We start from the raw sequence: 13,024 nt of genomic DNA, 5'->3' as shown, positions 1-13,024 counted from the left end.
CGTATCCGCTATTCCGCCTTGGAAGGTTGCGTCGCTCACTTGAGGCTCTCCAGATAGGCGGCGATGGCACGCAGCTCCTCGCCTTGCAGATTGCCGAAGGAAGGCATGAGGTTGTCCGGCTTCAGGTGCTGGGCCGACGAGATCCAGCCGGCGAGTGTCCCGACGTTGGTGGGATAGGTTCCGGCTGCGATCGAGAGGCGTGCGCCCACATAAGTCAAATCAGGGCCAATCAGCCCACCGGCTGATGTTCCCCGGACGGTGTGGCAGGCGCCGCAGCCGTTCTCGCGGAAGAGCACCTTGCCGCGCACAAGGAGCGGAATGACTGGTTCAGCGGGAGGTGTTGCTTCCCGAGCGTACCATGTTTCGAATTCGTCCGGCGTCAGCGCGACGACATAAAAGGCCATCAATGCGTGTTGCGCACCGCAGTACTCCGCGCATTGCCCCCGGTAGATGCCAGGGCGCTCGGCGGAAAAGCGGGTAACGTTCACGCGCCCCGGTATCATGTCGAGCTTGCCGGCAAGGCTGGGCACCCAGAAGGAGTGGATCACATCCTGGGTTTTGAGGACGAACTCGATGGGACGACCTGTTGGAATCTTGATCTCGTTGGCGCTGACGAGACGGATCTGCCCCTCGGCATCCACATAATGGACCCGCCACCACCACCTTTCGCCGATGACCTCAATGCGCAGGGCCGGATTTTCGACTGTCACGAGGGTGCGGGATATCGTCAACCCCCAGACGAGCAGCGCCGTCAACGTCACGACCGGGAAAACAATGCCGAGACCGATGATAAAATTCCGACCTGTCATCCAGCCCCGCATCCTATCGGGGGCGAATATGGCGAGAGTGGCGAGCACCATGACGAGCAAGAAAATCAAAAGCGCACCGGTGAACATCACCCAACTCAGGGTTTCGATGACTCCGGCGTGAGGCCCGTAGGTCACCATCGTGGATTGGATCCACATCAGCGCCCTATCAACGATCCCGACAGGTTGGGCTGACGCTCCCGTCGCGCAGAAAACGCCGGGAACCAGGCATGAGAGGAATGCGATCGAGTATCGACGGCATCTCATGTCCATCACCGCAACGTATAGAGGTAGGCTGCCACGTGGCGGGCCTCGTCGTCGGACAGGCCGAGATCCGGCATGCCCGTGTGGGGGGCAACAGAGGGGGCGTCCTGGACCCAGCGCACGAGGATAGTCGGCTCGTTGGGAACAACGCCGCCGATAAACTTGCGCTCTGCGAAATCCGTCAGCGGCGGGCCAACGATTCCATGAGCGCCCTGAATGCCGGGGATAGTGTGGCAGGCACCGCATTCGATCGCAGCAATGATCCTCCGTCCACGCTCCACGTCACCTCCAACGACGCGCTGCTCGACAGGGCCCATGTTGTCACTGCAAGCACTGAGCATGAGTAGAATTGCTATCCCAAGCGAACAGCTCCTCTTTTCCAAATCCTGCAGCAACAAGCGCATCATCGAGCTCCTACTGCTGGTTCCCAACGGGGGCGCCTGTTGTGGTGGTGGTCCCACGCGGCCTCTCATCAACGGGTGGTGCGAGATAGGGGGGAAGGACGTTCGGAGGCAGTGGACGCCGCGGAAGGCCGAGGGGCAGCTCCGCGGAAGGGACCGGCGGACGGGCGGGCTCAATTCCAGGCACCACAACGGAACCGCGGCCCGGCTCCGGACTCTCCACGGCACCCACGTCCGTCGGGTTTTGACCGATCCTCGGGATGCCCTGGTCCACCTGCCGCCTTGACTGCTCCGGTGCGTATCGGACGTCCTGCGGGATTACATCTCTTGGCTGCACTGAGGCGTAGTAGAGCGCAACTGCACGAATTTGCTCCTCCGTCATCGCTTTGGCGATCAGCTCCATGATGTTCATCGGATCCCCGTCTCGCCGCCCCTGCTTCCAGAGCATCAACTGATGCTCTAGGTATGGAGCGTACTGACCGGCAATATATGGATAGAGCGGTGCTTGGCCGACCCCGTTAGGGCCGTGGCAGCCATCGCAGGCCGGCACGCCTTGCGAGGGAATGCCTATCGCGGCGATTGCTCCACCAATCTGCCGGACTTGCACGTCAACCTGTGGCTCCGCAGGATAAGGAGCATTTTTGATGCTGGCGTAGTAGGCTGCCACGTCTTCCATCTGCTGCGGCGTCAAAGTCTGGGCAATTGGTCCCATAATGTCGCTCGGGCGCAGGCCGGATGCGTAATCCTGCAAGGTTTTATAGAGATACCAGCCCGCTTGGTCCGTCAGACGCGGGAACGCCCCACTTGAGTTGCCGGCGCCGTCGATCCCATGGCACTGGACGCACCCGATTCGTTGATCCGCGAACATGCCTCCGATGGTGATGAACCTGCCACGGTTCGGGTCCGCATCCCGGGTCGGCTCGCGCCGGTTGTCAAGGCCGAGCATGGATTGTGGAAGGGCGGCAGAGGTGAGTGTCGCGGCTGCAACGACTGCAATGCCGAGTGGAACTGCGCGGATCATGACTGCACCAAGGGGCCCGGATTCTTCAAGTACTGCTTGATCATGGCGTCCGCTGCCCAGTAGGCGAGGGCGCCGACCGTGTCGGTTGGGTTGTAGCCTGCATTTTGGGGGAAGACAGACGAGCCCATGACCCAGAGATTGTGCAAATCCCAGGATTGCAGGTACCGGTTCACGACACTGGTTTTCGGGTCCGCACCCATGATCGCACCGCCTGTGTTGTGCGTCGTCTGATAGGGAACGATGCTGTAGTGGTCGTCGAGCCAGCCAACGCTCATCCGTTTGCCACCCATTGCCTGTGCGATGCCCGCCATCTTCTCGGTGATGTAGCGGGCCATCAGACGGTCATTGTACGGGAAGTCGTAGGTGAGCATCCCGAGCCGCTGGCCAAATGCGTCCGTATAAGTCGGGTCAAGGCCGACATAGTTGTTAGGATGGGGTATTGAGGAGCCATGGAAGGAAAGGCTGACCGTGCTGTTGTAGTGCCGTCGGACAGCCTGCTTCCACCCGAGGCCCCAGCGGGGCGTTCCTTCGGGCACCGGATGGTAGTAGATGGGTCGTCCAGTCGTCTGGTAAGCCGCAATGTAGCCCCCGCCGATGAAGCCTAAGCCCGAGTGATCGAAGCTTCCGTTGTTGAAGTCATCTATGGCAGTTCCAAGTGCTCCTGCGGCCATGAACGGGTTGATGTGATGTTCTCCGTCGTAAAAGACCTCGGCGCCCGTCATCGTCTGATAGGTGTAGTTGCGTCCGATCGTCCCTGTTCGGGTCACCGGGTCATACGGCTGCCCGATTCCAGATTGCAGCATCAGGATCGGGTTATGGTGTGCGAACGCGCAGAGCACGACCATGTTCGCTGGCTGAAAGGTTTCTCGCCCCTGGGCGTCCACGTAGGTCACCCCCGTAGCGACCTTTGCCTTGCGGTCCCATTCCACGCGTAGAACATACGAATGAGTGCGCATCTCGAAATTCTTGTTGGCGAGTGCAAACGGAAGGATACACACCTGGGGACTTGCCTTGGCAAAATGCTCGCAGCCGAAGGGATCACAGAAGCCGCAGTACATACACGGCTTGATCTCCGCCCCGAATGGGTTGGTATAGTGCCGCGTCACGTTCGCCGACGGTACAGGGAACGGATGATAACCCAATTGCCCGGCGGTCTGCCCGAAGAGGTAGCCGGAATGGGATTGCTTCATCGGCGGGTTGGGATAAGACTCGCTGCGCGGCCCCTCGAAGGGGTTGCCGCCAACCTGAATCCGACCGTTGATATTGCCCGGCGCTCCACTGATCCCCATCACCTTCTCGAAAAAGGTGTAGTAAGGCTCAAGTTCTTCGTACGAGATGCCCCAGTCCTGGATGGAGACATCCTCGTCGAGGAAACCGCGCCCGTAGCGCTCCTCCACCCAGCTCTTGAGGACGAACCATTCGGGCTGAAACCGCCATGTTTGGCCGTTCCAGTGAACGGCTCCTCCACCAACACCTTCCGCGGGCAGGAAGGAGCCGAGCTGGCGCATGGGCAGGGCCTGCTGGCCGACGAAATTGCGGAAGGTGAGCGTCTGAACGCTGACATCCTGGGCATAGGCGTGGCGGACATCGAATTTCAGCTCGTCATGCATCGTCGGAGACTGAAAATCCGGGATCGTCTGGCGCATCCCGCCGCGTTCGAGCGCAACGACCGTCTGACCTGCCTCGGCTAGTTCCTTCCCCAGAATAGCGGCGGTCAGACCACCCCCAACGAGCGCTACATCCACTGGCTTCATCTGCACTGCCATGTTCTGCTCCTACTTCTGAGCACGATGCGTATGGCCCTCGAGGTAGGCCTGCCGGGCTCCGGCCTCGCCAATACTGATCGGTGGGCGCGTGTACGGAAGGTTGTAGAGTTCGACCAAGTCGACGTACTGTGCGTAAGCTCCGGGAAATCCAACCATCCGCCAGCCCACCATGTCGCGGTTGCCGCCGTAAACGGGATCGGCGAAGTAGCCTTCGACGGTGTTGGCGAGCAGGGTTTCGAAGAACACAGGGGCCGGGAGTGAAGGGAGTTCAATGGCACCGCTCTCAAGTCCAGAGAGCACCTCATCCATCACGGGGGCCGTAAGGTCCCAGAACTCGCGCCTGCCGTACCTGGCGGTGACATGGGCCCGGGTTTCCGCAATCCCGATCCTATAAAGCTGAGCCGGTGTATAGCGCAGTTGATAACCCTGCTGTGGCGGAGCGTCCGGAACCCACGGCCCTTTCAGATACATCCGCGCTCCGGCGCCGTAAGCTGCGGCGAGCTGGCGGTCAATGAAGTTGAGAACTCCTGCCCATGCGGCTCCGGGCCACTCCTGATCGGCGGGAATAAGGCGCTCCACAGCGGCCTCAATAAACCGGGCTTCCTCGTCATTGAAGAAGAAGAGCATCCCTTGTTCTGTCGACGGGCTCTGCTGTGACGGGCGCGTCAAGACTTCCTGAGGAGCGGCTGCTTGGACAACCTGTTGATGTTTCACCTCGGCGGCTGCCGTCTCTGGAACGGTTGCTGCCACACCAGCAACGCCAGCCACTTTGAGGAGATCACGGCGAGAGAGCTTTTCCGTCACTGGACTGTTCCCCTACTGTTCATTCCTTAAGCGAGACCCAGAGACAGGCTTGGTAAGCAGCCGGCGTATCCTGGTAAGGCTTGCAGAGTTCAGGGCCCGGCAGGGGAGGCACGTTGACCTGTCCTGGGTTGCGTTCGGTCACATCCTGCGGTCCGCTATAGCCCGTCGTTGATCCGTTCGTCGTCCCAGCGCCGACCTGTGCAGTTTGCACATTCGGACGACCTATCTCGCCCTGCTTGCCGACTGATCCGCGTGGTCCGGATCGGTCACCGCTTCTGTTAGAAGTATCCTGAGCGTGGGCCGGCATGGTGGCCACGATACCGAGACTAACAAGAATTGGGTAAAGGGCGCGCGTCACCACAGTCATGATCATCTCCCCAGGCTCGGTGCAGAGACTGAGGGCAGCGGCACCATCGGAGCTGCGAACTCGGCCTGTTCGGGGGTGACGGAGCGCGGGCGAATCGAAGCGTAGTAGTTTGAAACCGCTCGGATCTCCTCATCCGTCAGCCGCTTAGCGATGTTCTCCATAATTCCGAAGCCGTCACCCTTGCGCTGCCCAGTCTTCCAGGCCTTCATCTGTGCTTCCAGATAGGCAGCGTACTGCCCGGCCAAGTAAGGATACGTTGGCGGTAGGCCGACGCCGTCTGGCCCATGGCAGTTGATACAGCCCTGCACGCCACGACTTGCATTGCCAATCGCAGCCAGCGCGGCTCCATGCTGGAGAACTTGCGCATCAACCTGATCAGCAGGTGGGTACTCGGCCGATTTTTGCGCCGCGTAGTAGGCGGATACATCGCGCATCTGCTGATCGCTCAACGCCTTGGCGATAGGCGTCATCACTGCGCTTTGGCGCCCGCCGGACGCGTAGTCCTTCAGGGAGTCGTAGAGATACTTATAGGTTTGATCCGTCAGACGCGGGAATACAGCTGCCTTATCACCCTTGCCATCCATTCCATGGCACTGGAAGCACGCTCCTGCCTGCGGACTTATGGCAGGAGATCCGGGGCCCGCTTCTGATCCCGGGGGCGCTGCGTAGGCCCCGACAACGACGGCGCGCCCTCTTTCGACATCGGCCGCCCTGATATCATACGCACTCGCTCCCTGCGCCCGGCCATTCTGCGCCTGAAGCTCGGAGACGGCTGAGACACAGGCCGCGATTGCTATTGCCATGGTGAGTGGATGTTGGACGGGCACTCTTTTCCCCTCGGGAAGCTCGCTGGGGTGAAACAAGAGGCTTTAGCAGCCGTTCCTCTCCTCCAACGCTGAGCTTGATGTTCTTGGTACGATGGAAGACCAACTCTCACGAGAGAACCCAAAACGCTCGAACGTACTGCCCTGCCTCGATGCAACACTGCGCTAGCTGCTGTGCATTATGCAGAGCCGCGATCCACAACGTTGGGAAACTGCATGTTCGAATGGATTACCGACTTCGTTGAAAAGACAGGCTACCTTGGAATTGCATTGCTGATGTTAGCGGAGAATCTGTTCCCACCCATCCCATCCGAAGTGATTATGCCTCTCGCAGGGTTTACAGCGGCCCGTGGCGATCTCCAGATCGTAGGAGCTGTGCTCGCCGGTGTCCTCGGCTCCGTCGCTGGCACCTCTCTCTGGTATCTTCTAGGGCGATGGATCGGAATGCATGGCATGAAGTCCTTTGCAGCCTGTCATGGACGCTGGCTAACCCTGTCACCGGAAGATCTGGACGACGCCCAAGCATTTTTCTCACGCCACTGCGGGAAGGCTGTGTTCCTCGGGCGGCTCGTTCCCGGGGTGAGGACTTTGATCTCGGTACCCGCTGGTGTAGTTGAGATGAGTTTCGGCCGGTTTTTATTGTATTTGACTTTAGGAACTGTTCTCTGGACAAGCCTTTTGGCCGGGGCAGGCTACCTGCTGGAATCCCGATATCACGCGGTGGCTGACTGGCTCGAACCTGTCACCAACGGGTTTCTGGCCATCGCTGTGCTTTGGTATGTCTACCGTGTAGCTACCTATCGGTCCACGCCAGGCTAGAGTGCCGAGCCGACACGGCCGGGCCACGCTTGTAAGGGATTCTGCCTTGAGAGTCTTGCTGCTAGCAATACCGCTCCTTCTTCTGTCCTGAGGATCTGGAGCGTCCGCGTATGGAACTCCTCTAAACCCGGCCTATGCCCGATCGAGAGAACCGACGCGTCAGCAAGCTCGTTCGTGAACAAAGACAACATTGAAGCTTGGCTTTCGTCGTCGAGAGCGGATGTTGCCTCGTCCATGAACACCCACTGCGGCTTGTGGAGGAGGATGCGGGCGAAGGCGACTCGTTGCTGTTGCCCAAGGGAAAGAGAATGGTCCCACCGCTTGTGTTCATCCAGCGCCTCGTGGAACTCGCTGAGGCCACACCGTTCAAGAGCTGACAGGACCGTTCGATCATCGAAAGCATCAGGCGCGGCTGGGTAGCATAAGGCTGCGCGCAGAGTGCCTAGCGGCAGGTAAGGACGTTGTGGCAGAAACATCATCTCCTCGTGAGGAGGAGTTTGGATAGCCCCAGCCCCCCATGGCCAAAGCCCCGCGACGGCACGGAAGAGCGTGCTCTTTCCCGACCCAGACGCTCCTACGATGAGGACGCGCTCGCCCGTGCGGATCTCGGCAGTGGCATCGCCAATGATGATGCTTCCGCAGCGCAGCGAAATAGAGAGATTGTCGAAGCTCAGCCACCCTCTCGGATGGGGCCGCACCTCGATCCGCTGGTTTTCTTCAACCGAGCGGCCTAGATCGACGGCAGCTTGGCGAAACGTCGCGACGCGCAGTAGGGCTGACCGCCAGTCAGCGATTTTTGGGAAGTTATCGACAAAATACCGCAAGGCCCCTTGGACGTGATTGAAGGCTCCAACCACCATCATCATCTCACCGAAGGACAGACGCCCACTGAAATAACCGGGCGCAGCGGCAATGATCGGCACGACAATCCCGAGCCAGCCATATCCGGACGTAATCCATGTCAGTCGCGCTAGGGCGCCGGAGAGTTTGCGAGTTGCCACCAAAACCGCGTCGACGGCAAGATCGAGGCTCCGTCGCTCATCCTTCTCGCCGGAACAGAGCGCAACACTTTCGGCACATTCGTTGACCCGGACCAAGGCGAACCGGAGATCTGCCTCGCGGGCGTAACGAAGCGTATTAAGGCGGATCAAGGGGCGGCCGACGAGCCAGGTAAGGCCCGACCCAAGCCCAGCATATCCGATCGCGACCCAGACCATGTAGCCTGGCACCACGACTTCCTCTCCGCGGAACTCAAAGCTCGCGTATGAAGAGAGCGTCCACAAAACTCCGATGAAACTTACGAGCATCATGAAAGCTTGCAGCATGCCGACCCCAAGCTCGGTGGAAAACTCCGAGAACAGTCGGCAATCCTCCTGCATACGTTGGTCAGGCTGCGTGCCGGACGGGCCAGCTAATGCGAGTTGATACGCTCGGTTTGGCCTCAGCCACACATCCAGGAGAACATGCGTCAGGCGCTCACGGAGGCGGATCTTCAAACGCTCCTGCAGCCAGGTCTGTGCGACAACCATGACAAGCAGAAAGGCGACGACGCCTAAGAATACGAGCAATTGGTGCAGAAACGCATTAGAGTTTCGCCTCTCGACTGCATCGAAGAACGCTCCGTTCCATTCATTGAGGCGGACCTGGCCGAACATGTTCCCGAGCAACACGGAGAAGATCGCCAGTGACAGGGCGATTACCGGCCAGCTCTTTCTGCCATGCATTACATTGCGGAGAAGGATGTAGAATTCCCGAGCGGCATTCTCCCTCCCGTTGCTTGGCGCTGGCTTCTGTTCAGCCTGGCGAGCGAGTGTTTGCGTGCTGGCAAGACGTGAGAGCCCGTTGTCGCTACTATTCCCCAGCGGCGTAACTGCGCTCAGCGGTCGCTGAGGAATAGATGTGACCAGATCTGTCATAGCACGCTTCCACTCATGCACTTGGCACTCAAGTTGCACCTATAAGCTCAAGCACATTTTGGCCTCTTCTGTTCCTATATTGAAAGTCAGATCACACGATGTTGTAGTCGTGACCTCCCGACCCAGCGATACTTAACCAGGTCTTACAACAGGCGTCGAAAGCCCGGCAGGAATATGTTTCCTCAGGACCACACTGCTCCTGACGAACCCGGATTACCCCAGGACAAAGAGGCCGACCAGCACCACAAGTACCAGGCCAAGCGCTCCACTGGGCCACAGGCCCCATGCACGACTGTATGGCCAGACCGGAACAGTCGCGATGATAAAGAGGATGACGATGATGATCAAAATTGCGCTGGAGGGCATTTGGCGTGACACCCGATCTTGGTCGACGGACATGGCTTTCAAACTTAGAACGCAGCAATTCCGCTCTCAAGCCAGCATCCTGAACGCCTTTCGGTGCCCCACCTCCAGCGCGATGGCTGGAACAAGCGTGCTCGGAGGGCCAACCCGGTAAGGGGCTTGAGAAACTAGGACGGGCGAGAAGGGCACTACCCCACAAGACGCACTCCGTGCGTCGTCCCGGTAAAGCATCAGACACTAGCTCCGAAGGTGAAGACCTCGGCCGGGCGACGAGCAGTTATCCCGCGGCTGACTCAGTCAGATACAAACAATAACGCGACCCACTCGGCATATTCCACGCAAGTAGAAGCAGCCCCCCGCTCTGTTCTCAGTAATATCACCTGCAGGGTTCCTTAGCAGCTTCACCAAACAGGGTTCGTACACCCTCCCTGCTTAACGGACGATTTGCGGTCACTTGCGCCTAAGTAGGACGAGAGGGGCAGCTAGAGGCCGCCCTTCCATTGTCATCCAATCGGTCTCACCCTCACGCATCTTCCGTTACTGTTTGGGCGCCGCTGTTGCATTGGCTCCGGCTGGCGACCCAGAGGAGCTTCCCGCCGACGCGCCTGCGGCCCCAGCCGTAGCGGGTACTCCGGAGCGGCTCATCGCTGGAGGATTGAGGACCATCAAGATCTGGTCACCTTCCTTTGTTGATGCCTGAACGAGGTAAGTGGCATCAAGGATCTGGACGTTTGTGAAGCCTGCATCCTTCATGATCTGGCGGGCCCTGTCCTGCGACATAGCCTTCGGCGGCGCATTGGATGACGGCTGAGATGATTGCGTCGACGACGAGGCAGGTGTCCCCGACTGAGACTGCGCGAGCGCTGCCGTGGATCCGAGCGCCATCGCCGCCAGTATAGAAGCCTTGATTAGCATATCACGCATTTGAGATTTCCTCTCTGCCTTGTTCAATGTCGCGCAGCATGCACAGATGGTGCGAGCCACCTCCTAACACGCCGCTAAGTGCTGAACAGATCGGTCCCACCGCACCACCAGTTGCTGATTCCAGAGCAGCCATCCTTTGCCTTCCGCTGAAACCCTCTTGACCGTTCCCTTAGGGATGGTGTCGGCAGTGGGCGCCGTACCGCCGTCCGGTTGAGGAACAGACGATACCTGGGGACGTTCCTGCCAAACAGACGGACAGAGTACGCTGCCGGACCCGGCACCGCAGACATGCAGCATTCCCAGGATGATGACGCGCGACAGCCGTTGAGAGCAGATAGAGTCACTTCGTGCATACACACGCGGAAGTATAGGAGCGGTCGACACTCGCGCTGGAGCATCTCAAGAACCAAGATTTGTAACCCCAGCCTTCGGTTCCCGCGCCGGATATCAAGGGTTAGTACTGACCGAAGGCTTTCCTGTACCTCAGGTGGATTGACTTACTCCGGGCACACGACCCTACCGATCCGGCCGCTCTCGCAAACATTGTGACCATTTCTGTGCTTAGTAGGCGCCCGTTGGAGATCGAATGGTTGGCGCTTCTGCAGTGAGAATCCTGACGTAATGCTTTCGTATCCTGGTCGTGACTCAGTCAGATCAAAAGAGTGCCGACGATCTTAATAGTGAGTTCGGACGTGCGGCCACCCAGCCTGAACAGCGCATCTTCTTACCCAACGCCTGATCGCTCCGACAGCAGACATCAGGACCAACATAGTCAGAGGCGCCGAGCATATCGGGTATGCTCCGACCCGCGCGCTGATCAGCCTCAACTATCCACGCTATAGTGGTCACCCGCCACCCCAGAAGAATTTAACACTATGTTGGGAAGTCGGAACGAACAAACAAGGATTCCTCCTGCTCTGACGATAGCAGACCACGAGTTATCCTCCTTGGATCGAGAGCTTAATCCGGACAATCCCGCAGCTTACAGCTGCATGTCGGGATCTCGGGGAACCACCTGGCCATCTCACTCGATGTAAGACAGACCGCCATGAGGCCTTAAGGCGCCAGAAGCGTGTTCAGAGAATGACGGCCAATAATCCGATGACGACCAGCAAGCCAGCAACAAAAATGATCCCGACAGCGGCACCCAGGAGCTTCAAGATCCTCATTGCAGCCCTCCTTTTCAGGGCAGCCTGTCAACCAGATCGGCACACTTTGTCCATTAGATCTGAGAGGACACTCACTCCGCGGATTTATGGTCTTCATGGCCAACTAGCTTCGGTCTATGCTGCTGAAGATGACTTTTGCCCCCGCTGCGACGCTGCTTGGCGAGGCTAAGCTCCTATCTTCACCTGAGCGACCCCGTGGGCTGCTGATCAGGCAGAGATGCGCCCGCTCCACTGCCTATAGATAACCGTATTCGTGGATACACTCATTCTCTGGGAGAACAAGTCCAGCCGCTTCCATTATCGTCGCAGCGATAGGGCTGCTGCCCTGCTACGATTGAACTTAGAGCAACTGGAGCCGAGCCTGTTTCGAGAGGGGCATTCTCCCAGCCAGAACCAGCCGGAAGACGCCCTTTAAGAGCAGCCGCATCATTCTGTCGTGACGCCAACTCGTTCGAGAGCACTGCGAGCTGCTGTTGGAGCATCGTGGATCGCTCACGTGCCTCCTGCAACTCTGCCATAACGCGGTCGCGGCTCGCAGTGATCTCGCCGACTGCTCTGGCGGTCTCAGCCCGCCGACGCTCCAGCTCTGTTAACGTTTCCCGGGCGGTGGCGAGGTCGCGTTGAACCCGAGCGTGAGCCTGTTGCATCTCTTGATGGCGTCGATCTGCCGCTTCTGTTTCGCTGCGAACCTTGGCTAATGCCTCGGCAGACTGCTCTTGCTGCTGCTTGAGGCTCGCCAAGTCTCCACGTGCTATGGTGATCTGGTTCTGGAGGCTCTCGACTGTTCCCGCACTCCGCCTTAACTCATCAAGCTGGCTGGCAGTGACTTGTTGAGTGGCTTCCAACTGCTGGATGCGCTCGTTCAGATATGCTTGTTGGCGCGAGCTCGACGTAGCGGACCAGATCGCCACGACCCAGCCGAGGGCTGCTATGACGGCAAGAGCAATGAAGCTTGGTTGTCTGGCTGTCTGCGAAAATCCATTGGCCATGAGTCACCTGACAAAAATTTATTCCTCATGAATCATCTGAGAAAGTTCTCCAGATGATCAAGGTGTTCAGCAGTTAACCTGTTCCGGCCTGCTACATCTTCAGTACGGCAGTGATCCGAGTTTCGCATTTGTCTTGTTCCACCAGCCTAGGGGCATGGCATGCGACCGCGCGCCGGTCAGGTGGCGGGCACAACGATTGGGAAGCCGCTTGACGCGGGATTTGGGATGCTACTCGGTTGAAAGCAGAAAGAGTAGTATTCGCCTTGGGCCGGCCCCGGCAGGAGGACCCTGGCAGTGCTCTTGGGGGCCACAAGAAACCCTCCCTTGACCAAACCCATGACAAAGCCGCCTGACTCGGTGTGCTGCGAAGCCTTAAAGAATTGTGGTGCTACGAACATGAGGGGAATCTCAGACTGGTTGATAACCCTCAGGTCCAAGGGGCCCAGCGCCGGCAGCCGGGCACGCTGCGGACCGCACTGCACATCGCTATTGACGGTGTTCATCGTAATTTCACTAGAGCAACGGCGGTTCAGATGAATCCATATCCTGCGGCGGTGAAGTAGTTGCGGCATTCCTCAGCCTCGATCCCAT

At 58.8% G+C, this 13,024-nt stretch carries 10 protein-coding genes and 1 pseudogene; 1 reads left to right on the top strand and 10 read right to left on the bottom strand.

All coding sequences use genetic code 11. From position 1 onward, the window contains the following. Positions 1-35 precede the first annotated feature (35 nt). The 7 genes and pseudogenes from coxB to IC232_RS24835 all read right to left on the bottom strand — a co-directional run bounded on the left by coxB (position 36) and on the right by IC232_RS24835 (position 6,232). Positions 36-965: a cytochrome c oxidase subunit II gene (coxB, locus tag IC232_RS24860; protein WP_210335496.1), complete on the bottom strand. Its 930-nt coding sequence runs from the start codon at positions 963-965 to the stop codon at positions 36-38. Positions 966-1,078: 113 nt separating this feature from the next. Continuing rightward, a complete protein-coding gene (locus IC232_RS24855; protein ID WP_210335495.1) occupies positions 1,079-1,387 on the bottom strand; it encodes a c-type cytochrome in 309 nt (102 codons plus the stop codon). A gap of 97 nt (positions 1,388-1,484) precedes the next feature. Beyond that, positions 1,485-2,492, bottom strand: coding sequence for a c-type cytochrome (locus IC232_RS24850; RefSeq protein ID WP_190847641.1), 1,008 nt, complete (start codon positions 2,490-2,492; stop codon positions 1,485-1,487). Next, positions 2,489-4,258, bottom strand: a complete 1,770-nt coding sequence (locus IC232_RS24845; RefSeq protein WP_190847640.1) for a GMC family oxidoreductase — start codon at positions 4,256-4,258, stop codon at positions 2,489-2,491. The genes IC232_RS24850 and IC232_RS24845 overlap by 4 nt, the downstream gene beginning before the upstream one ends. Before the next feature lie 9 nt (positions 4,259-4,267). Continuing rightward, positions 4,268-4,885, bottom strand: a complete 618-nt coding sequence (locus IC232_RS24840; protein WP_246812392.1) for a gluconate 2-dehydrogenase subunit 3 family protein — start codon at positions 4,883-4,885, stop codon at positions 4,268-4,270. 108 nt (positions 4,886-4,993) lie between these two features. Beyond that, positions 4,994-5,062, bottom strand: a pseudogene (locus IC232_RS33385) (twin-arginine translocation signal domain-containing protein); the annotation flags it as partial. A gap of 369 nt (positions 5,063-5,431) precedes the next feature. Then, positions 5,432-6,232 (bottom strand): c-type cytochrome, encoded by an 801-nt coding sequence (locus tag IC232_RS24835; protein ID WP_281413429.1) that lies wholly within the window; start codon positions 6,230-6,232, stop codon positions 5,432-5,434. Positions 6,233-6,469: 237 nt separating this feature from the next. Here IC232_RS24835 and IC232_RS24830 point away from each other — a divergent pair, with 237 nt between their 5' ends. Further along, positions 6,470-7,072 carry a DedA family protein gene (locus IC232_RS24830; protein ID WP_190847637.1) on the top strand — a complete coding sequence of 201 codons (603 nt, stop codon included), beginning with the start codon at positions 6,470-6,472 and terminating at the stop codon, positions 7,070-7,072. Here the strand turns inward: IC232_RS24830 and IC232_RS24825 are convergent. From IC232_RS24825 to IC232_RS24815, 3 genes are all read right to left on the bottom strand, one after another. Continuing rightward, positions 7,069-8,988 (bottom strand): ABC transporter ATP-binding protein/permease, encoded by a 1,920-nt coding sequence (locus IC232_RS24825; protein ID WP_190847636.1) that lies wholly within the window; start codon positions 8,986-8,988, stop codon positions 7,069-7,071. The two genes, IC232_RS24830 and IC232_RS24825, sit on opposite strands and share 4 nt — an antisense overlap. Positions 8,989-9,201: 213 nt before the next feature. Next, positions 9,202-9,354, bottom strand: a complete 153-nt coding sequence (locus IC232_RS24820; protein WP_190847670.1) for a DUF3309 family protein — start codon at positions 9,352-9,354, stop codon at positions 9,202-9,204. 2,353 nt (positions 9,355-11,707) lie between these two features. Next, on the bottom strand, positions 11,708-12,433 hold the full coding sequence (locus IC232_RS24815; protein ID WP_190847635.1) for a hypothetical protein: 726 nt from the start codon (positions 12,431-12,433) through the stop codon (positions 11,708-11,710). Positions 12,434-13,024 lie beyond the last annotated feature (591 nt).

Origin of the sequence: Microvirga sp. (genome assembly GCF_014699075.1) — a bacterium.
In the GTDB taxonomy this organism is placed as follows: Bacteria; Pseudomonadota; Alphaproteobacteria; order Rhizobiales; family Beijerinckiaceae; genus Microvirga.
This window is presented reverse-complemented; position numbering and strand designations above follow the sequence as displayed.